Genomic DNA, 20,546 nt, shown 5'->3' with positions numbered 1-20,546 from the left:
TGTACAATTTTGACGATGTACAATGTACAGTTATTCCTTCTGATGCATATGGTTTCGTAACCGGTATGAATCACCAGTTATGCTTATCACATGGGAATGGTGAAGTAATCGATCAATAATAGTATTAGCTACTTGCTCATCATGTAAAATGGTCGCCCATTCATCAAAGTTAATGTTAGATATTACGATGGTACTTTTCTTTTCGTACCGTCTATCAATAATTTGAAACAGCAAATTAGCATCTCCTGGCTGCAATGGCAAATAACCAATTTCATCAATAATGAGTAATTGGTAGCGTGCGTAATGCTTGAGCCGAGCTTCTAATCTTCCTTCATCCTTTGCACTTTTAAGACTTTGGATTAAATTATGGCATTTAATAAAATAAGTACTTCGTCTGTTACGAGAGCTTTCAATACCTAGTGATGTAGCTAAATGTGTTTTCCCAACACCACTAGATCCAAGAAACACAATATTTTCAGCTCGTTCCATAAAGCCTAATGATGCTAAATTCTTAATTTGCACTTCGTTAATTTGTGGTTGAAATGAAAATTCAAAATCAGCTAGTGTTTTCAAATGAGGGAAATTACTAATTTTCACCATATGGTTAATTACATTTTATCGTTTAATATCGACCTCGTAATCACTAAGCTTCAATAACAACTCAATATGAGATAAGTTCTGTGCATTAGTTAATTCAATTGTTTCATCGAGGTGTAACATACATTGTTTTAATTTTAGATACGCTAAATTGTCCTGTAATCGTTGGTAATTAGTCTGTAGTGTCATAGATAGCTCCTATCTTTTCCAAATTAGATTTTGCTTTAGCTTTCACCTCTTCAGAGTTTAGATAAGGAATTGTTTTCTGCAATTGTGCCTCATAATGAGAAGATAAATAGTTAACTTTCTTACTACTTAATGGGTGCTGAGTAATCAATTCTGTGCTATCATATATGTATAGCATCTTACCTATGGTCTTTAAGGTCATAGATTTGGCCACATATCCTGGGGGTACAGAATAGTGGCTATCACGAAAGCTAATGAGGTTACTAGTTGAAACCTTGGCTTTTGGGTGATCTATGCGGTAGGAATCTCTTATCACTTTTGTTGGAAGTGGGGTAAGAGATTCCTTTTCTTTTGCAAGTAGTACAGATGGTATTTGTCTTGTGGCTTGAGAAATCGCTAGATTACTACGTAAAATAATTTTTTGAACCTGTTCTTCCACTTCTTGTATTGTCAGTTTTCCTTGGTACGCATGAATTTCATCTAGAATTTTCATTTGGCTTTCTACTTTACCTTTCGTTTGTGGACGGCGCGCAATACAAGGTTTAAATGTAAATCCAAAGTCACTTGAAAATTGCTCTGCTTTGGTATGAAGCTGCCCTTTAGTTCCAGCTAGCTTCAGTTGTACCATCACAGTTTTCATATTATCTGTTACTAGTACATGAGGAACACCTTGTAATTGCTCAAAGAATTCTACCAATGCATCTTGTAGTGTTTCAGTAGTTCTATCGAACGTGACCTTTGCTAATTTGTATCGAGGATAGCCTAATGTCATCAGCAATATATTAAAAGTTATGTGTGTTCCATCATGTAATAAGAATTTAATATTCTCTTTCCAATCCACTTGTGCTTGTTCAGCTGGTGCGGTTTCAAAGCGAATCGTATGCTGCGTACTAGGCGATGTATGTTTTCTATCAAAATAGGATTGAAACACGGGTATCTTTGAAATATAACGACGAAATGTAGAGTAAGCAGCTGTGAGTCTATGGTTGTCTACCAAGTATTGCCATAGAACACGCTTGTAGTAAAATTGTTGGGGGTATCATCAGATAATAAAGTCTGTATTATGTCATAAAATGCATCAATCATAGATGGTTTATGACGATGTGGATCAGGCGTTCCATTTTCATAATGAGATTTTATGGTACGTCTATCATAGCCTAATTCACGACCTAGTAAACTATAATTAGGTTTCAAGTTGCAAGCCTCCAGAATGTCTCTTAACATTGGTAAATCTGATAATGATGTTACAGTAAATGAACTGTTAATACCGTATACGTATTGCATGTTGTTATCACCTCAACTATAGTATCGGTGATATAATCAAAATTGTACATTCTTAGAGTATCATTTACATTGTAGATATCGTATGATGAGGTGATTATGACTATCTTTGAGCAGTTTCTCTATTAATCCTTTACGAATAAGTGGAATGTCTAAATGCTCAATGTGATGTTTAGTAGCCCATTGTAACGAACGTATTAAAGGTATTAATAAGCTTTTTTCTACTAATAAATAGAAATGTATTTTGGTAATATTTGTTCATATGAATCCTCCCAAAAAAGCCCTAAGGTTCATATGAACCTTAGGGTGACCTTAGGGAATAGCCATATATGCTATTATAGTAATAATATATATTTGAAATTATTGTTATTACTATTATAATCGATATTAAGATACGTGTTGCGTATTGGATGGAGATTTAATTATGGGGGAGTATTTGAAGTGTATATTATGATTAGATTTAAATAGATTTACTAAAATATATATAATTTGTACTAGAATTATATATTGTAATAATATAAGAAATGCTAGTTTAGTGATAAAGACTGATATTTTAAAGAGATAAAGTATGTTTGGTTTTTATAGCTGAAATCAATATATATTGCTGTTTTGGGGCGTTTTTTATTATAAAGAGAAACTTAAAATACAGTTTGTTTGATAAAGATAAGGATAGTTAATGAAAAAAAGTATAGAGACTAATGTTCATGAGCAAATGACATTGAATTTAAAATCAGATCAAAATCTTGTAAATAACAAACAAAATATAGACCTAATTAGTGGTGTGAAAGCAATGAAATTGCTAGAATTTTCACGCCATAAGTTTGAAAAGGCGATAAAAGATGGGGTTATAAGTGTAATTATTACTGATAATAAAAAAAAATATAGTTATTCTGAGTTAAATCAATTTAAACAAACCCAAATCTATCATGACATGGTAAATGGTACGGTTGATCCGAGAAATCTCTTAAATGATTTGACAGGTAAAGATTGGCTACCAGGGACAAAAAGCTTTTTTTATCAAAAAGGATTAGGAGCTAACCATATTGAGGCACAAATAGAAAAACTACATCCAGCACCTTTTTCTTTTCAAGATATATCTCAGTTAATATTATTTTTTACTAAAGCTGGGATGAGAGTCTTAGATCCCTTTGGAGGGGTTGGTTCAACAGCTAAAGCTTGTGAGCTTAATCGCCGAATATGTACTAGTATAGAATTATCTACTAAATGGCATGATTTGGCTATTGAACGGTTAGAACGTGAAGTTGAAGTTGGAGCTAGTAAGAAGCATGAATTTATTAATGGAGATTCATGTGAGGTTTTAAGGGATATAGATACTAATTCTATTGATTTTATGGTTACTAGTCCACCTTATTGGGGAATTTTAAATAAGCAAGACCAAAAGGTAAAAAAGAATAGAGTTGCTAATAATCTAGAAACTAAATATTCAGAAAGTAAACATGATCTTGGAAATATTCAAGACTATAAAGAGTTTCTTGATATCTTAGTAAATAAAGTATTATTAGAATGTGCTAGAGTTATAAAACCTGGAAAATATATGGCTATAGTAGTATCTGATTTTAGGGATAAGTCTGAATTTATTAGTTTTCACAGCGACTTGATTTGTAGACTAAATAATATACAGATTCCTGGAGGTGGGATTATTAAGCTACAGGGAACCAAAATCTTGTTACAAAACCATAAGAGTTTGTTGCCTTATGGTTATCCATTTGCATATGTTGAAAATATACATCATCAGTATGTACTTATATTTAAAAAAGAAAAACAGAAAGTGTAAGTGAAATGTATGAAATATAATAGTGTTATTAATGGAGATAGTGATAAACTCCTTGAGGAGTTTATTGAACAAGGTTTAAAGTTTGATTTAATTTGTACAGATCCTCCGTATAATCTAAATAAAGATTTTGGGAATAATAGTGATAAATTATCTTTTGAGGAGTTTTTAGAGACTACAAGAAGAAGAATTTTACTTTGTAAAGAGTTACTTAATCCAACTGGTAGCATACTTTGGTTTGGAATACATCATTATATAGGTTTTATTCAATCTATTATGTATGATGTAGGTCTTAATTATAGACGCATGAACATTTGGCATTATGAAAACGGGTTTTCGAGGTCATCAAAGGCACCATTAACACAGTATGAACCATTTTTATGGTTTTCAAAATCGAAAACGAAATGGACTTATAATGTTGATGATGTGAGGATTCCATACAAAAGCGTAGAACGCTTGAAAAATCCTATTTATTATAAGGGGAAAAATGGGAAAAGAAAAATATGGAGACCTAATCCTAATGGAGCTATGAGAGGTGATGTATGGGCCTTTCCAACACTTGCTGGAAAGGTTTATAAAAAAGAAAAGACTAAACATCCCACTCAAAAACCTGAAGCTTTAATAATGGAGCTTATTAAGGCTTTTTGTCCCAAAAATTTAGATGGGAAGTATGATGGTAGTATTTTGGACCCTTTTCATGGTTCAGGGACTCTTGGTGTTTGTTGTGAAAAGTTAAATCGGCAGGGGCATAATATTAGGTGGATTGGTATTGAATTAGAATCAAAATGGTGTGAGGTAGCAAAGAGCAGAATTTCTATTATTGAATAGGATTTATTTAAATAGTCTTATTCTTTAGGTTAGTATTATACGTAATGATTTAATGTTGGGGATATATGATTAGATTTAGAAATCCAGTATCAGATATAAGTATTCTTATTAATAATTTTCAGAAAATGTATAAAGAATTTTCTGAATTAGAATTTTTTACGTTAGATCATATTGCTGAGTTTTTTGCAAAAGAACGATTAGCGAGCTCTTCAGGATACATCGGTAAAGAAGCTTTGAAAAGATCTTACCAGATAAAAGATGATTCTAGAAAATCTATGAAAATGCAGGCTAAAAGTTATGCTGAAATATATAGGCTCCTTGGGTGGATTACGTCTAATGGTAAGGCATTAAATTTTACATTTACATTTGTGGGCATGCATGTTGCTTTATTTGAGAACGGTGCGAAATCTTTGTTTGCACAGTGTTTATTAGGCGTTCAATATCCAAATAATATTTTAGATGTTAAGTTTTCTGATATTAATAAACCATTTGTGAATATGATTAATTTTGCAGGAGAATTAGATAATAAAATTCACCGAGATGAAATTCTGTTAGGACCGATGAATCTTACTGATGGTTATTGTGAGAAAGAGAAAGAGGATAAGATTAATTTTATTAAACAGCTTAGAGCCACAAATGATGCTAATGAGTTGGAAAATGCAATATATAATTTAGCTAGGAATAATGGAATGGCGATTAATTCTGTTAGAAATCTTACTAGATTTGTTATTTCTGGATTAGAATATACAGGTTGGTTTGAGAAAAAAAAGTTATCTGTATATGGTAAGCGAATGAGTTTTTTAGCATTAACTGAGCAAGGAAAAGAAATTAGTAGTATCATTCAGCGCGTACCTAATATAAATGGCAATGATCTTAATATCAATAGTTTTGAATGTAAACTTATATCTAGAATAGGCATACTATCGATGTTTAAGTGGGCAAATTTTGATGTTGCACAACCACTAGAGCAATGTAGAAAACTTATAGAGCGGTTAAAGATAGATTGTATAAGTACTGAAGTGTTATTTTCACCTTTTCAATATTACTCTAAAGATGAGTTAAAACTCATTTTGCCTCAATATATTCTTGAAGGTGGAATTAGACATAAATCAGTTAATATAATATGTGATTATTATGTTTCATCAGAAAATAAGGATATAGTTGTTACAGCAAAAAAACAGAACATTAATCGGCTTATTGATAGTAAAAATAAAATGTTAATATATCTTGAGAACGCGAAATTTAATTTAGAAGAAGCCATTAGAAGTTTGATGGATGACGTTGTGACAATGAAACATTTTGAGTTTTATCCTCTTGTAGCGGATTTAATGTCTATTGTGTTTAAACGCGAGGCCTATGCACCACCTGCGGGTAATAATAATATGAGGTATGATGTAATAGTTCCTGATAATCATTTTTCTGTTCCTGTAGAGGTAAAATCTCCTACTGAAGAAGAAATGCTATCAGTAAAAGCAATTCGGCAAGCTTTAGAAAATAAAGTGTTACTTCTTGCTCGTGAACCACATATAACTACATTTGAAATGAGCTCTTTTGCCATTGGATATAAAATACCAAATACTCGTTCTGATGTATATAAATTAATTGATGATATATATGAAACATTTAAAATTAATATTGTAATTTTAGATATTGAATCGCTGATACGGGCTGCTTTAGATTGTTGTATGCATCAGAAATATTATGATTTAGCTGATTTTCTAAATAAGAGAGGGGTAGCAACGTTTGAAAGTATTTGAAAGCAAGAACCTACCCGTAGAAACTACATCTACATTTTCAAATCTGATTGATAATGATTTATCATTGAATGAGAAAATACAACTGTTGATTGATAGTATAGATAAAATCAAAAGTATACCAAATGGAGAAATGGAATTAATTAGAATATTACTCACTAAATTCTGTGGATCTGTCTATTTTCCGCGAAAAGGGGATAATTCAGAACGGTTTGATGCTATTATTTCATTTTATGAATATAAAGTAGTTGTAGAGATTGAGATTCCCTCCACGGAAATTCTTGATGCTCCTAGAAATTTATTAGATGATTATGCAGTTTTAAATTGTCGACGAGCTAGTGACTATACAGTTGTTCCACTGGTTATTTGTTGGGATTTACCAAATAGAAGATCTGATTATTGGAATGTAATTTCTGATGTGTATAATGTTTTGGGTATTAAGATTAAAACTATTACTATATTATATATTGCATTATGCTATTGGACGAACTCTGAATTAGATTTTCGAAGTGATGATTTCTTTTTACATTATAATGAATACTCTATAAAAAGTGCTGAACAGATTTTTGAAAGGTTTGATATAGACATCAATATGTTAGAGGGCTATTTCAGACCGGTTAAATAAAGCCGTGTCTTGAATATAGGATATAGATTTAAATGTACTTTATAATATGATTTTATATTAATGCAATGGATATTTGTTATATTATAGGCTCTGATTTGTGGGATAAAAATGTGAACAGATAGTCTATACAAGTATAAAAAATAACGTACTTATGCTTGAATGTATACTTGCAAGCATATATATGATAGTGAATCTAGATGAATACTGACTTTAGCAACGGCCTTCTAAGCCGTGGGGCGGGGTTCGAATCCCTCCTGAATCACCAAAAATAGCACCTTGATTTTGCAAGGTGTTTTTATTTCTTTATAGTATTTGAAAGTATAGTTCTGTATTTTATGATATAATATGAGTATTAGATGAATCTAAGTTTGAATGGAATTAGTTTGATAGAGAATTGCAAATAGAGGTAGATCCATGGCAATTGGAATTATATATGTAATGTCTACAGTTGTACCAGGACTTATTAAAATTGGTAAGACTGGGAGTGATAACTTTGAATCTCGTATGTATACTCTTGAACGGCATGGATATACTAATGTTGTTGGTTTAAAGAGAGAGTTTGCAATTGAAGTAGATGATTACGATGAAAAAGAGAAATTGTTAGATGATATTTTTAGTAAAAGTAGAGTTTTAAATTCAGAACTTTTCGCTTTAGATCTTGATTTGGTTATTCAATTACTTTCATCTTTTGAAGGCAAGCAAGTTTATCCTGTTGATCGTACTAAAGAAACAACTTTCGATGAAGCTACAAAAGCAAGGGCTGTCAAAGTTGACTGGGAAAAAGTTCCAGATGGCTACTATTATTTAAGTGAAACTAAAAAAGGATTTGGACCTGTTACTGCTACAATGAAAGTTGAAGGAGGTATATTTATTGTATTAAAAGGTAGTACTTGCGCTCCCACAAAAGCAGAATGGATGCCAGATGCTAGGAAGACTGCATTGATAGAAAATGGTATTCTGCTTGAAGATGTAAGTTGTAATTCGCCATCTACTGCAGGTTGGGTTGTGTTGGGAAATGCTAATAATGGTTGGAATGTTTGGAAAAACGAATCGGGTGATTCGATTGATATATATAGATAATTGGTCATTGTATTGTAATACTCATTTAATGTAGTTAATATTTTTGTTTTGAGTGGAAACATATTAATACCAAAAAGTGCTGTAATAGAAGATAATTGCTTATATTACAGCACTTTTTAATTTATAAGAGTATCACGAATTTTCTGTTTGAATGGTATTTTCGCGCAACCATTCCGCCAGTTCTATATTTGTCATATTTCCTGCAGCTACATTAATAATTAAATTTTCAACGTCTTGTTGTGTAGCGGTAATATCATATCCATTAATAATTAAATACACATACATACTGTGGAGTGCAGTGCGTTTGTTACCATCTGTAAAGGGATGATTATTGGCAATGCCATAACATAATTGCGCCGCTTTATCATAGATGGATGGATATAAGTCATTACCCATAAAGGTTTGAAACGGTGTATTTACTGCTGATGCTAATAAGTTTTTATCACGAATACCAGGTGAAAGAATAAATGTGTTTTCCAATTGTGTGTGGAGTTCATAGATGTCTTGTATGGTGAATTGAATGTTTTGTGTACTCATTTATTTTCCAATGCTTTATATAGTTCGTAGTTACGTTTTAATACTTGTCGAGAAATGTCTTTAATATGTTCTTTTAGTTCTCTATTGTTAGTACTTGTAATGATAGGGGCATTATTCTTTGTTAAGTGATCAATAGTTTTTGCATCTTGTTCTGCCATTGACTAGTCTCCTTTTTATATATTTGACTTTTATTCTACCATATAGACAATAAATCAATATATATAATTTGGTTTATAATAAAAAACTTAAAAGTTCAAAATTAATTATCTCTCAAAAACCAGTATTTATCTATGTTCTTTCCATATAAATCAAATTAGTCAAAATAAAAGTCAAAAAAGTCAAAAATTTATACTTTGACCTATTGACTTTTTGACTAAATGAGATTATTATAATGACATAAGGTTGAAGAAACCTAGAAATAAAGCAAGAAATTAGATAGACATAAAAGGTCAAATAGATATACTTGTAGTAAAAAAGTGAGGTAATTTATATGAACAACAACTTTAACAACTTTGGTAATGAATTTTCTAGCATGAATGATTTGTTTAATCAATTGATGGGTAATATGGGTGGTTATTCCACAGAACGACGTAGTTATAAGATTAATGGTCGCGAAGTAACTCCAGAAGAATTTGCGTTTTATCGTCAAACTGGTCGATTACCATCTAATGAGGAAATGCAAGCTGCTCAAGCTGCGCAACAAGGTAAAATTAAACAAGATGGCATCCTTGCTCGTTTGGGGACAAACTTAACTCAACAAGCTCGTGATGGTAAACTCGATCCTGTAATTGGTCGTAACAAAGAAATCCAAGAAACAGCAGAAATCTTAGCACGTCGTACTAAAAATAATCCTGTACTTGTAGGTGATGCTGGTGTTGGTAAAACTGCAGTAGTAGAAGGCTTGGCACAAGCTATTGTAAATGGTGATGTTCCAGCAGCTATTAAAAATAAAGAAATCATTTCCATCGATATTTCCGGATTGGAAGCTGGTACTCAATACCGTGGTTCCTTCGAAGAAAACATTCAAAATCTTATTAAAGAGGTAAAAGCCGCAGGCAATATTATCTTGTTCTTCGATGAAATTCACCAAATTTTGGGTGCTGGGTCCACAGGTGATGGTCAAGGATCTAAAGGCTTGGCAGATATCTTGAAGCCTGCTTTGTCCCGTGGTGAAATGACAGTTATCGGTGCTACAACACAAGATGAATACCGTAACACAATCATGAAAAATGCAGCTCTTGCTCGCCGTTTCAATGAAGTTAAGGTCAATGCACCATCTGCAGAGGATACTTTCAAAATCTTACAAGGCATTCGTCCGTTGTACGAAGCGCATCATAATATTGAATTGCCAGATGCGGTGTTGAAAGCAGCTGTAGATTATTCCGTACAGTATATTCCACAACGTAGTTTGCCTGATAAAGCTATTGATTTAATCGATGTAACAGCAGCTCACTTGGCATCTCAACATCCTGTAACAGATATTAAAACATTGGAAGCAGATATTGCTGATGCTAAAGCAAAACAAGAGGAATATGCTCAAAAAGAAGACTATGAATCTGCGATTAATGAAAAAATGCGTATTCAAAAGTTACAAGCAGAGCTTGATAACCATACAGAAAATCAAAAGGTAGTGGCTAAGGTCAACGATGTAGCAGAAGCCGTTGAAAGAATGACAGGTATCCCTGTATCTCAAATGGGGGCATCCGATATCGAACGCTTGAAAGACATGAAATCTCGTTTAGAAGCTCATGTAATTGGTCAAGATAAAGCAGTAGAAGCTGTATCTAAAGCAATTCGTCGTAACCGTGCAGGCTTTGACGAAGGTAACCGTCCAATCGGTAGCTTCTTATTCGTAGGTCCTACTGGCGTTGGTAAAACAGAATTAGCTAAACAATTAGCTCTAGATATGTTTGGTAACAAAGATGCAATCATTCGCTTGGATATGTCCGAATATAGTGATCGCACAGCCGTATCTAAATTAATCGGCGCTACAGCTGGTTATGTTGGTTATGAAGATAACTCTAACACATTGACTGAACGCGTACGTCGTAATCCTTATTCCATCGTATTATTCGATGAAATCGAAAAAGCAGACCCTCAAGTTATTACATTACTTTTGCAAGTATTGGACGATGGTCGCTTAACAGATGGTCAAGGTAACACAGTAAACTTTAAAAATACTGTTATCATCGCTACATCTAATGCAGGTTTCGGTTATGGCAGTGATAATGATGATGAAAATAAAGTAGATGTAATGGAACGCATCGCTCCATTCTTCCGCCCTGAGTTCTTGAACCGTTTCAACGCAGTTATCGAGTTCAATCAATTAAGCAAAGAAGATTTGAAAAAAATCGTAGATTTGATGCTCGATCAAGTTAATAAGACTTTGGCTAAGAAAGACATCACTCTTGATGTAACTGATGCAGCTAAAGAATTGTTGATGGAACAAGGGTATGATAAAACTATGGGCGCTCGTCCATTACGTCGTGTTATCGAATCTGAAATCCGCGATAATGTAACTGATTTCTACTTGGATCACATCGATGCTAAACACTTGCTTGCTGATGTTAAGGATGGGCATATTGTAATCTCTGAAAAAGCAGATTCCGATGATAGTAAAGACCAAGATAAGGCTGAGAAATAAACAATAGATGTATAAGTGTCAGAATAATCATTTGACAAATCTAAATAAAGTAGTAATATTAAAAGCATAATTATATAGTGAGTATGCAAGGGAGCCTATTATATAGGCTGAGAAAGGGCTGCGAGCACCTGACCTTTATACCTGATCGGGATCATGCCCGCGTAGGAAGCACGCTAATACTTAATACGGGTATCGATCATTTTGTTCGATACCCGTTTTTGCATACCTAACTATATATGTCTTTTATATAGGAGGATGTAAAATGTTTATGACACAATTGGAATCGGCTATAGCTGGCGTAGTTACGAAGGAAATGAAAGTAGTCGCGGAAAAAGAACGTATGGATGAAGATGTGTTACGCTCCCTAGTGGCAGCAGGAAAGGTTGTTATCCCTTGTAACAAGCAGCATACTAGCATTTCGCCTGAGGGGATTGGTAAGCGTCTAAGAACGAAAGTCAATGTTAATTTAGGTACATCGAAAGATGTTACTGATTATGATAGTGAGATTGAAAAGGTTAATCGAGCTATTCGACTTGGAGCAGAGTCGATTATGGACCTTTCTACTCATGGTGATACTCGTATTTTTAGACGTAAATTAATCGAGACATCGCCAGTAATGATTGGTACAGTGCCTATCTATGATAGTGTCATTCATCATCAAAAAGATTTGGGTGAATTAACAGCTCAAGATTTCTTGGACACTATCCGATTACACGCTCAAGATGGTGTAGATTTTATTACTATCCACAGTGGTATTACGAGGAAAACAATAGATCAAATTAAGAATCATAAACGGATGCTTAATATTGTTAGCCGCGGAGGGAGTTTGGTATTTGCATGGATGAGCATGACAGGCCATGAAAATCCATTCTATGAATACTTTGATGGAATCTTAAAGATTTGCAAAGAATATGATGTTACTTTGTCTTTAGGTGATGCTTGTCGTCCAGGTTGCTTGGCGGATGCAACTGATGTATGCCAAATTGAAGAGCTTGTAAGGCTTGGTGAATTGGCAAAACGAGCGAAACAATATGGTGTACAAGCTATGATTGAAGGACCTGGGCATGTACCTTTACATCAAATACAAATGAATATGGAAATACAAGAGTCCTTGTGTGATGGAGCGCCATTCTATGTGCTGGGACCGCTCGTAACAGATATTGCGCCTGGTTATGACCATATTACAGCTGCCATTGGTGGGGCTGTAGCGGGTATGCATGGTGCGTCATTCTTGTGCTATGTTACACCAGCGGAACATTTAGCCTTACCAAATGCAGATGATGTAAAAGATGGAATTATGGCTTTCAAAATAGCGGCGCATGCTGCAGATATTGCTCGTGGTATTCCTAATGCAAGAGATATAGATGACACTATGGCTAAGGCACGTCAAGTTCTTGATTGGGAGACACAATATGCTTGTGCCCTTGATCCTGAACGGGCTCGTTCTATTCGTGAAAGTAGAGCACCGGAGGAAGATCATAGTGAAACCTGTTCGATGTGTGGCAAGTTTTGTGCTGTACGCAGTATGAATAAAGCTTTACAAGAAGAATATATTGATATTTTATAAGCTTTTTCATATGGGAGGTCATGATGGATTTGATTGTTAATGGAGAACCAAAGCATGTTGTAGGTGAGCAACTTCATTTGGTTCTTGATGAATTAGGATGTTCTGGTAAACACTTTGTAGTTGAGCTTAATGGCGAGATTCTTAGCAAGGAAGCATATACAACCACTAAATTAACGGCTGCTGATAGATTAGAGATCGTTAGCTTTGTAGGAGGTAATTGATATATTGGATACATTTACTATAGGTAATATTGGGGTAGGGCCTATTTTTTCTACACAGACAAAACCCAATGCTAATCCTGTAGGAATTTCTTATGTATATTGGGCAAAGCAATTTAGTAAGTTTCCTATTGTTGCTATTGGGGGGATTAAAACGACAAATGGTGATATCGTTTGGCAAGCGCATCCCGATTTTATTTGTGCCGTTTCTGAAATAACAGAGTCGGACAATATAAAAAATACGGTTTATGAGCTTATTACTGGATATAGTAGAGTCAGATAAAAAAATTGAGTTTACATACAAACCACAAGATTAAAATCTTGTGGTTTTTTTGTTATAAAAGAATTTTGTATACATGATAAAAATCATTGCTAACACATCGATTTATTTAGTATAATCGTATCATTAAATTCGATATTCTATAGAATTTATAAAATAAATGAAGATGGAGAGGTAATAGTATATGTCTCATTATGTAGATTTAAATAGTGATTTAGGCGAAAGTTTTGGTAACTATACATTAGGCATGGATAGTGAAGTATTAAATCACGTAACAAGTGCTAATATTGCTTGTGGTTGGCACGCTGGAGATCCTCTTATTATGGATGCGACTGTTTGTATATGTAAAGAAAAAGGAGTTGCCGTAGGGGCACATCCTGGTTATCCAGATTTGATGGGATTTGGTCGTCGTGCGATGGCAGTAAATCCTGCTGAGGCAAAAGCATATATGATGTACCAACTAGGTGCACTTCAAGCTTTTTGTGATAGTTATGACATTACTTTACAGCATATGAAATTACATGGTGCTTTTTACAATACAGCCTGTGTTACACCTGTACTAGCTGATGCAATTTTAGATGGTTTGCAAGCGGTAAATCCTAATATCGCGGCCATGGTTTTAAGTGGTAGTTATATTGCTCAAGAGGCACAGCGAAGAGGTATTCCTGTTATACAGGAAGTGTTTGCCGATCGTGGCTATACAGAGGAGGGAACATTGGTCCCTCGTACAGAAGTAGGTGCTTTCATCAAAGACCCGCAAGAGGCTTTAGACCGAGTTCTCATGATGGTTACAAAGGGTAAGGTTGTTACTAATACGGGGAAGACCATTGATATTGTGGCTGACTCCATATGTGTTCATGGAGATAATCCTGAAGCGATAGCTTTCACAAAGTATATTTGGGAAGGGCTATCAAAAGCTGGTATAACGGTGGCGAATTTTCAACACCGATAACGCTATTAGATACATTAAAATAAATGCTTAATTAATACCAACAAAAAATGCAAATATAAGTATTAAAAGTAAGTATTACATGTAAGTATGAGCTTTAAGCAATAAGTATGGCATAGATTAATTATTATATGTGGAGGTTCCTATGAAACCAATTACAGGTAAAGCGAGTTTCTCTGTCCTATTAGGGGCAGCTTTCTTAATGGCCACGTCTTCCATTGGACCTGGATTTATGTTACAAACGGCAGCATTTACAAATGAGTTGAAAGCAGACTTTGCATTTGCTATCGTTGTATCCGTTATTTTCTCTATTATTGCACAGCTTAATGTGTGGACGATTATTGGTGTATCCCAAATGCGTGGTCAAGATATTGCGAATAAGGTATTGCCAGGCCTTGGTTATATAGTGGCATTTTTAATTTCCCTTGGTGGATTGGCCTTTAATATCGGTAATATTGGTGGTGCTTCTATGGGCCTCAATATTATATTTGGTATCGACACAACAACAGCGGCCGCTATTAGCGGTATCTTAGGTATCTTACTATTTACATCTAAGAAGATGGGTGGTGTTTTAGATAATACGGCTAAAGTACTCGGTACGGTTATGCTCGTCCTCATTGCTTATGTAGCCTTTTCAACAAATCCTCCAGTAGGGACAGCAGTAACTCATGCGATAGTACCTACGAATTATCCGTGGCTTGCTACGATAACTCTTATTGGAGGTACCGTAGGTGGATATATAACATTCTCTGGTGGTCACCGCCTCATTGATGCTGGTATTACAGGTCAAGAGCATTTAAAAGATGTACGTCGTGCAGCGATTATGGGCATGTCTGTAGATGCATTAGTTCGAGTGTTATTGTTCTTAGCCGTTTTAGGTGTAGTATCCATGGGCTTTGTGCTAGATTCTAAAGACCCAGCAGGCTCTGCGTTTCTTCTCGGCGCTGGTGAAATCGGGCATAAATTATTCGGTATAGTGTTCTTCTGTGCCGCATTGACCTCTGTAGTAGGGGCTGCCTACACATCAGTATCCTTCTTAAAAACATTGTTTAAGGTGGTAGAACGAAATGAAAAATTGACTATTATGGCATTTATCTTTATTTCCACATGTATCCTGATTTTTATTGGTAAACCAGCATCTCTATTGATTTTAGCCGGTTCTGTAAATGGGTTAATATTACCTGTTACATTGGCAGTTATGCTTGTAGCAACTCATAAATCTGAAATCGTAGGAACATATAAACACAATAAAGTTTTATATTATACAGGGTGGATTGTAGTGCTCGTAACATCTTACATTGGTGTTACATCTTTAAAAGGTATTGCTAAGTTACTAGGTTAATTAATTATCTGTGAAAGCACCATTACATTCGTCTTGAATGTGATGGTTCTTTCTAGTTATAGCAGGAGGTACATATGAAACCTACAATTTCACCTGTAGGGGATTGCGCTATCTCTATTGATTTTGGTCAAGCAATAGATCCAAAGATTAATCGACAAATCCGACAAGTTATAGAGCAGATTAAACTCTTACAGCTAGATGGAATTATTGAACTAGTTCCTACATACTGTGCATTGCTTGTTCAATATGATGCAATGGTATATACGTATTCCGACATTTGTAGAACTATTAATCCTATATTACAAGAATCTGTAACAGACAGCGCAAATGAACGTGTTACGATTGTTGAAATCCCGACCATATACGGTGGCGAGTATGGTCCAGATCTAGGCTTTGTAGCCTCTCACAATCATATAAGTGAAGCTGAGGTTGTATCCATTCATAGTGGTACTGATTATTTGGTTTATATGTTAGGTTTTATTCCTGGTTTTACTTACTTAGGTGGAATGGATCCTCGCATTGCAACTCCGCGGTTGTCTTCGCCAAGAACTTTGATTCCTGCCGGGTCTGTAGGTATTGCAGGAGAACAGACTGGCACATATCCATCAGATTCTCCAGGGGGATGGCAGATCATTGGGCGCACACCTGTGACTATGTATGATATGTCTAAAAAACAAGCTGCATTATTAAGAGCAGGGGACTACGTTCGTTATGTGCCCATCGATGATACTGAATTTTATCGCATCAAATCCTTAGGTTCAGCTTATATTCCTGTTGTACATAAAGTAGAGGTAGGTGATTTGCGTGGCTTTAAATAGTTTTAAGAAAGCTTCAATCCACGTAGATGGACCAGGGATGTATACAACGATTCAAGATGCAGGACGAGTCGGCTATCAACAATATGGTATGCCTGTAGCGGGGCCTATGGATAGTGAAAGCTATCTATTGGGGCAGGCTTTAGTAGGAAACAAGGAGCCTTTAGGTGCTTTAGAATGCACCGTGCTACCGCCTACACTAACGGTTCAAGGTACATGTATTGTTGCTTTTACAGGGGCTGATATGCACCCCACTATTAATAATATAGTCGTGCCTCGATACATACCTTTTATATGTCATGAAGGAGATATTATTTCTGGTAGTTTTAGCCAATGTGGCGTGCGTATGTATATTGCTTTCTCAGGCGGTATTGATGTTCCTACTATTAATGGTAGCGTATCGACTCATACAAAGGCTAAGATAGGTGGCCTTGAGGGGAGACCGTTACAAGCAGGTGATCAGTTTGGCATTAAAGCATTTACTAGAGACGAAGTGAATGTGTGCGACTTCTATGATGGTCATAACTTATTCAATATCGCCCTATATAACCGCGGCGGCCGTGAGTGTCACGAACCTTTGCGTGTTGTTCTCGGAAATCAAGCAAAGTATTTTACAGAGAAAGGGATTAAGACCTTTGGTAGTAAAATATATACATTGACTGTACAATGTGATCGCATGGGCTTTCGCTTGGATGGCCCTGTTATAGAGCATATAGATGGTGCGGATATTATCTCCGATGGAGCTGTATTTGGTTCTATCCAAGTTCCTTCTGATGGAAACCCTATAGTGCTCATGGCAGATCGGCAAACAACAGGTGGCTATACAAAGATTGGTACTGTGATTACGGCAGATTTACCTAGGTTAAGCCAATTACCAGTGGGGGATGGAATTCATTTTGATATCGTATCTGTCGAAGAAGCACAAGCGATATATCGTACATATATGAAACGCTTACATAAGCGTATACAATTAGCATACGAACAAAGTGTATATGCCTTTAATGTAACTTAATTGGTTTTCCCTATTTAATTATATAAACTAGCAATAAAGCTATCTTGTAGATTGTTATTTCTATGAGATAGCTTTTTGTTATGTAATGTAAGATGAATTGATGAGGTGGTGGGAAAATATAATCTTATAAAACAAGTTTAAAATAATGATTATGAATTTATATTCATTTTATCTCTTCGTTATGGTATAAAATAAGCCCGTATTTTATATAAAATTGTGATATGAATCACTATGAAACGCATTAATGCTGCATTTGTGCGCCGTGTAGAATTATGAATAAAAAATGAAAAAGCTTGATAGTGTATTAAAGGTTTTGATATACTTATAATATTGAAAATTTTGGAATTCTCGTATGATTTACCATATGATAAAACATCGAGGGAGCATTACTATTACTATAGTTTATAGGAGAAAGTATGAATAAGATTTTTAAAGTGGTTTGGAGCAAATCAAAAAGCTGCTACGTAGTAGTATCTGAGTTCGCTAAAAATAATGGTGGCAAGAAGAAAATTGTTGTAGCAGCAATCTTGGCTGCATTAGCAATGACTAATGCTAGCATCACTATGGCGGCAAATACTTTGCCTACAAATCTGCATGCAACAGCAGTAGGCTTGGGGGCTGGTGCTTCTATTACTGGTGATAAAGCTGTAGGTTTCGGTCAAAATGCAGCAGCTGCTGGTGGATATTCTATTGCAATAGGTTCTAATTCTAGTACCAGTGTTAACAGTCCACAAGGAATCGCTATTGGTGGTGGTAATACTGCTAATGAAGGTGCAAGAGTAATTGGGGAGCAAGCAATTGCCATTGGGGGAAATACAATAGCTCAAGGTAACTCTTCTATTGTTATTGGTGGCGATGATGTAGTTAAAGCCGATAGTGTAAAAGTTATTTACACTACGAATAATGGTGAGAATAAAACTGGGGATTTGCGTAGTGCGGTTCAAAGCTTAACAGGATTTGATATGAGAAAACCACTATATACATCGGCAACGGCTGGTGAATCTGGTATCACATTAGGGATGAAAGGTCAGTCTGGTAATGTCGGTATTGCCATTGGTACAGGTGCAAATGCGAAGGATCGTTTGGCGGGAACTGATACTGGAGCTACTGGCCAAGACAATAAAGATGTAACAAATGCTATTGCTATTGGTACAGGCGCTAGAGCAAATCGTGATAATGCTATTGCCATCGGTGGTGGTTCTAACACTGATGTAGGCGGTACAAAACAATCTAGCTATACTTTGCCAAATAATGTTGTTGCTTCCTGGGCTGGTGGTGATAAAACATTGCCAGGTGACGTTGTATCTTTTGGTTCTAAAGGGTATGAACGTCAGTTGAAACATGTGGCTCCTGGCGAAGTAAGTGCTACTTCCACAGATGCAATTAATGGCTCTCAACTTAGCGCTATTGTAGACCAAATCGCTTATAAATATATATCTATAAAATCTTCTGATGTTGCTAATAAAGATAATACTGGTGCTACGGCCGATAATTCTATTGCTATTGGCCCAAATGCCGCAACAGACGCATCTGCAAGTCGTTCTGTGGCTGTTGGTGATGGCGCCAGAGGTAAAGTCGTAGATGGTGTAGCTGTTGGCTCAAAATCTATAGCTGATATTGCTTCAGGCGTAGCGGGATATAATGTTAATGCTAGTCGTACAGATATATATGCTGGTTTAAGTGGTGCCGCCCTAACGTCTAAATTAGGTGGTGTTGCTGTTGGTACGATAAACCAAACACGTCAAATTAACTATGTTGCTGCAGGTACTGCTGATACAGACGCAGTAAACGTGGCGCAATTAAAGAGTGTTAATCTAGCTTTTACAGGTGATACTGGTACAGGCGATGTGAACCTTGCTAATAGTAAATTGGCTGTAAATGGTGATAATACATACATTAGCACTACAGCTAATGGTAAGAAAATTACAGTTTCTGGTAAAAAGCAAGATATCACAGTAGCAAATGGTAGCGCTACAGCGACTGCTGGCATGGCGGATTCTGCTAATGTAGCTAATGCGATTAATCAAGCGATTGATCAAAATAAATATGGTTGGAATCTTTCTGCTAATGGTGAAGCTACACCAGTAGCGGTTGAAAAAGGTAATACAGTAGATTTTTCTGGTGACGATAATGTTGCGGTTGCTAGAAATGATAAGAAAATCTCTGTAGCTTTGAAAAAAGATCTTTCTAAATTAAACAGTGCTTCTTTCAATAATGCTGGCGGTAATGAAACTGTAAAAATTGATGGTGATAAAGGTATCAATGCTGGAAATTTGAAAGTTGCCAATGTAGCAGATGGTGTTGCTGATAAAGATGCTGTCAATGTATCCCAATTGAAAAAAGTTGACGATAAAGCTGAAGCTAACAAAACTGCTATTGATACAAATAAAACCGCAATTGCTAAAAATGTAGGTGACATTACAACAAACAAAACAGATATTGCCACCAATAAGGACAGTATTGCTGCGAATACGCAAAAAATTGCTGACAATAAAACTACAATAGATAAAAATACTGGTGAAATTGCTACAAATAAAGGGGATATTGCTTCTAATAAAGCTAATATTGCTCAAAATACTGCTGCTATTGCCCGTAAGATTTCTTTAGGTGGTAACTCTGGTTCTACCGATGAAAAATCCTTGAACACAGGTGATGTGAAATTCAATGTGAAAGGTGAAAATGGTCTTACTACGGTTGCTAATGGCGACGATGTGACTGTTAAACTCGATGATGTAACTAAAAATAAACTCGACAATGCAGCTGATCGAGACTTGAGCAATTTGACTCCTAATGGTAAACAACAAGTTAAGGACTTAGCAGCTTGGAATGTAGTCGCTAATAATGAGACGGCTGAAAAGGTTGAAGGTAATAACACTGTTAAGTTTATTGATGGTGATAACATTTCTATTACTCAAAATGGTAAGGACTTCACCATTTCTGCTAAGAAAGATGTAACCTTTGATACGGTAACAGCTACTCAAACGATTACAGCGCCAAAGGTTAAAGCGATAACTGGGGTTGAAACTCCTCAAGTAACAG

General features: G+C 35.4%; 20 protein-coding genes and 1 riboswitch. Of the genes, 14 read left to right on the top strand and 6 right to left on the bottom strand.

The annotated features are described in order from the left end of the window. Nucleotides 1-30: 30 nt before the first annotated feature. From istB to KHY58_RS04235, 4 genes are read right to left on the bottom strand one after another with little or no spacing between them, the layout of a single operon-like run. On the bottom strand, nt 31-600 hold the full coding sequence (gene istB, locus KHY58_RS04250; protein ID WP_278472240.1) for an IS21-like element helper ATPase IstB: 570 nt from the start codon (nt 598-600) through the stop codon (nt 31-33). Nucleotides 601-615: 15 nt separating this feature from the next. Then, nucleotides 616-786: a hypothetical protein gene (locus KHY58_RS04245; RefSeq protein ID WP_278472238.1), complete on the bottom strand. Its 171-nt coding sequence runs from the start codon at nt 784-786 to the stop codon at nt 616-618. Continuing rightward, complete coding sequence (gene istA, locus KHY58_RS04240) at nt 770-1,780, bottom strand: IS21 family transposase (RefSeq protein WP_278472236.1); 1,011 nt, start codon at nt 1,778-1,780, stop codon at nt 770-772. Before istA ends, KHY58_RS04245 begins: the two co-directional genes overlap by 17 nt. After that, entirely contained in the window at nt 1,774-1,977 is a 204-nt protein-coding gene (locus tag KHY58_RS04235) for a hypothetical protein (RefSeq protein ID WP_278472234.1), read from the bottom strand. The genes istA and KHY58_RS04235 overlap by 7 nt, the downstream gene beginning before the upstream one ends. 763 nt (nt 1,978-2,740) lie before the next feature. On the opposite strand from KHY58_RS04235, the gene KHY58_RS04230 reads away from it, so the two are divergent. The 5 genes from KHY58_RS04230 to KHY58_RS04210 all read left to right on the top strand — a co-directional run bounded on the left by KHY58_RS04230 (nt 2,741) and on the right by KHY58_RS04210 (nt 8,143). Then, on the top strand, nt 2,741-3,859 hold the full coding sequence (locus KHY58_RS04230; RefSeq protein WP_278472231.1) for a DNA methyltransferase: 1,119 nt from the start codon (nt 2,741-2,743) through the stop codon (nt 3,857-3,859). Nucleotides 3,860-3,868: 9 nt separating this feature from the next. Continuing rightward, nucleotides 3,869-4,684, top strand: a complete 816-nt coding sequence (locus KHY58_RS04225) for a DNA-methyltransferase (RefSeq protein WP_278472229.1) — start codon at nt 3,869-3,871, stop codon at nt 4,682-4,684. Between the two features lie 65 nt (nt 4,685-4,749). Further along, complete coding sequence (locus KHY58_RS04220; RefSeq protein ID WP_278472227.1) at nt 4,750-6,441, top strand: hypothetical protein; 1,692 nt, start codon at nt 4,750-4,752, stop codon at nt 6,439-6,441. Continuing rightward, the gene (locus KHY58_RS04215) at nt 6,428-7,063 is read left to right on the top strand and encodes a hypothetical protein (RefSeq protein ID WP_278472225.1); all 636 of its coding nucleotides are present in this window, start codon (nt 6,428-6,430) and stop codon (nt 7,061-7,063) included. Before KHY58_RS04220 ends, KHY58_RS04215 begins: the two co-directional genes overlap by 14 nt. Before the next feature lie 414 nt (nt 7,064-7,477). Continuing rightward, a complete protein-coding gene (locus KHY58_RS04210) occupies nt 7,478-8,143 on the top strand; it encodes a DUF4357 domain-containing protein (protein ID WP_278472222.1) in 666 nt (221 codons plus the stop codon). Nucleotides 8,144-8,275: 132 nt separating this feature from the next. Here KHY58_RS04210 and KHY58_RS04205 read toward each other — a convergent pair whose 3' ends face one another. Then, nucleotides 8,276-8,680 carry a type II toxin-antitoxin system death-on-curing family toxin gene (locus KHY58_RS04205; protein WP_278472220.1) on the bottom strand — a complete coding sequence of 135 codons (405 nt, stop codon included), beginning with the start codon at nt 8,678-8,680 and terminating at the stop codon, nt 8,276-8,278. Continuing rightward, the gene (locus KHY58_RS04200) at nt 8,677-8,838 is read right to left on the bottom strand and encodes a hypothetical protein (protein WP_278472218.1); all 162 of its coding nucleotides are present in this window, start codon (nt 8,836-8,838) and stop codon (nt 8,677-8,679) included. Before KHY58_RS04200 ends, KHY58_RS04205 begins: the two co-directional genes overlap by 4 nt. Nucleotides 8,839-9,170: 332 nt before the next feature. Here KHY58_RS04200 and KHY58_RS04195 point away from each other — a divergent pair, with 332 nt between their 5' ends. From KHY58_RS04195 to KHY58_RS04155, 9 genes are all read left to right on the top strand, one after another. Further along, nucleotides 9,171-11,324: an ATP-dependent Clp protease ATP-binding subunit gene (locus KHY58_RS04195; protein ID WP_004698322.1), complete on the top strand. Its 2,154-nt coding sequence runs from the start codon at nt 9,171-9,173 to the stop codon at nt 11,322-11,324. A gap of 77 nt (nt 11,325-11,401) precedes the next feature. Beyond that, a riboswitch (TPP riboswitch) is annotated at nt 11,402-11,509 on the top strand. 77 nt (nt 11,510-11,586) lie between these two features. Continuing rightward, on the top strand, nt 11,587-12,891 hold the full coding sequence (gene thiC, locus KHY58_RS04190; protein WP_278472216.1) for a phosphomethylpyrimidine synthase ThiC: 1,305 nt from the start codon (nt 11,587-11,589) through the stop codon (nt 12,889-12,891). 23 nt (nt 12,892-12,914) lie between these two features. After that, nucleotides 12,915-13,112: a sulfur carrier protein ThiS gene (gene thiS / locus KHY58_RS04185; protein WP_278472213.1), complete on the top strand. Its 198-nt coding sequence runs from the start codon at nt 12,915-12,917 to the stop codon at nt 13,110-13,112. Between the two features lie 4 nt (nt 13,113-13,116). Next, nucleotides 13,117-13,392: a thiamine phosphate synthase gene (locus KHY58_RS04180; protein ID WP_278472211.1), complete on the top strand. Its 276-nt coding sequence runs from the start codon at nt 13,117-13,119 to the stop codon at nt 13,390-13,392. Nucleotides 13,393-13,573: 181 nt separating this feature from the next. Next, nucleotides 13,574-14,341, top strand: a complete 768-nt coding sequence (locus KHY58_RS04175; RefSeq protein WP_278472210.1) for a LamB/YcsF family protein — start codon at nt 13,574-13,576, stop codon at nt 14,339-14,341. Nucleotides 14,342-14,483: 142 nt separating this feature from the next. Further along, a complete protein-coding gene (locus KHY58_RS04170) occupies nt 14,484-15,680 on the top strand; it encodes an NRAMP family divalent metal transporter (protein ID WP_278472208.1) in 1,197 nt (398 codons plus the stop codon). Between the two features lie 74 nt (nt 15,681-15,754). After that, nucleotides 15,755-16,498 carry a 5-oxoprolinase subunit PxpB gene (gene pxpB, locus KHY58_RS04165; protein ID WP_278472206.1) on the top strand — a complete coding sequence of 248 codons (744 nt, stop codon included), beginning with the start codon at nt 15,755-15,757 and terminating at the stop codon, nt 16,496-16,498. Nucleotides 16,499-16,535: 37 nt separating this feature from the next. Further along, on the top strand, nt 16,536-17,507 hold the full coding sequence (locus KHY58_RS04160; RefSeq protein ID WP_391595576.1) for a biotin-dependent carboxyltransferase family protein: 972 nt from the start codon (nt 16,536-16,538) through the stop codon (nt 17,505-17,507). 416 nt (nt 17,508-17,923) lie between these two features. After that, nucleotides 17,924-20,546 (top strand): ESPR-type extended signal peptide-containing protein (locus KHY58_RS04155; protein WP_278472201.1); only part of this gene is annotated, 2,623 nt, incomplete at its 3' end.

This window comes from Veillonella parvula (assembly GCF_018366295.1).
Lineage (GTDB): Bacteria > Bacillota > Negativicutes > Veillonellales > Veillonellaceae > Veillonella > Veillonella parvula_P.
The sequence above is the reverse complement of the archived record's forward strand: the minus strand, read 5'-3'. Positions and strand labels throughout refer to the sequence as shown.

Coding starts and splice junctions, on each gene's coding strand:
- KHY58_RS04195 (WP_004698322.1), top strand. CDS start 9,171: ATGAACAACAACTTTAACAACTTTGGTAATGAATTTTCTAGCATGAAT.
- KHY58_RS04200 (WP_278472218.1), bottom strand. CDS start 8,838: ATGGCAGAACAAGATGCAAAAACTATTGATCACTTAACAAAGAATAAT.
- pxpB (WP_278472206.1), top strand. CDS start 15,755: ATGAAACCTACAATTTCACCTGTAGGGGATTGCGCTATCTCTATTGAT.
- thiC (WP_278472216.1), top strand. CDS start 11,587: ATGTTTATGACACAATTGGAATCGGCTATAGCTGGCGTAGTTACGAAG.
- thiS (WP_278472213.1), top strand. CDS start 12,915: ATGGATTTGATTGTTAATGGAGAACCAAAGCATGTTGTAGGTGAGCAA.
- KHY58_RS04220 (WP_278472227.1), top strand. CDS start 4,750: ATGATTAGATTTAGAAATCCAGTATCAGATATAAGTATTCTTATTAAT.
- KHY58_RS04210 (WP_278472222.1), top strand. CDS start 7,478: ATGGCAATTGGAATTATATATGTAATGTCTACAGTTGTACCAGGACTT.
- KHY58_RS04170 (WP_278472208.1), top strand. CDS start 14,484: ATGAAACCAATTACAGGTAAAGCGAGTTTCTCTGTCCTATTAGGGGCA.
- KHY58_RS04205 (WP_278472220.1), bottom strand. CDS start 8,680: ATGAGTACACAAAACATTCAATTCACCATACAAGACATCTATGAACTC.
- KHY58_RS04230 (WP_278472231.1), top strand. CDS start 2,741: ATGAAAAAAAGTATAGAGACTAATGTTCATGAGCAAATGACATTGAAT.
- KHY58_RS04225 (WP_278472229.1), top strand. CDS start 3,869: ATGAAATATAATAGTGTTATTAATGGAGATAGTGATAAACTCCTTGAG.
- KHY58_RS04245 (WP_278472238.1), bottom strand. CDS start 786: ATGACACTACAGACTAATTACCAACGATTACAGGACAATTTAGCGTAT.
- KHY58_RS04175 (WP_278472210.1), top strand. CDS start 13,574: ATGTCTCATTATGTAGATTTAAATAGTGATTTAGGCGAAAGTTTTGGT.
- istB (WP_278472240.1), bottom strand. CDS start 600: ATGGTGAAAATTAGTAATTTCCCTCATTTGAAAACACTAGCTGATTTT.
- KHY58_RS04160 (WP_391595576.1), top strand. CDS start 16,536: ATGTATACAACGATTCAAGATGCAGGACGAGTCGGCTATCAACAATAT.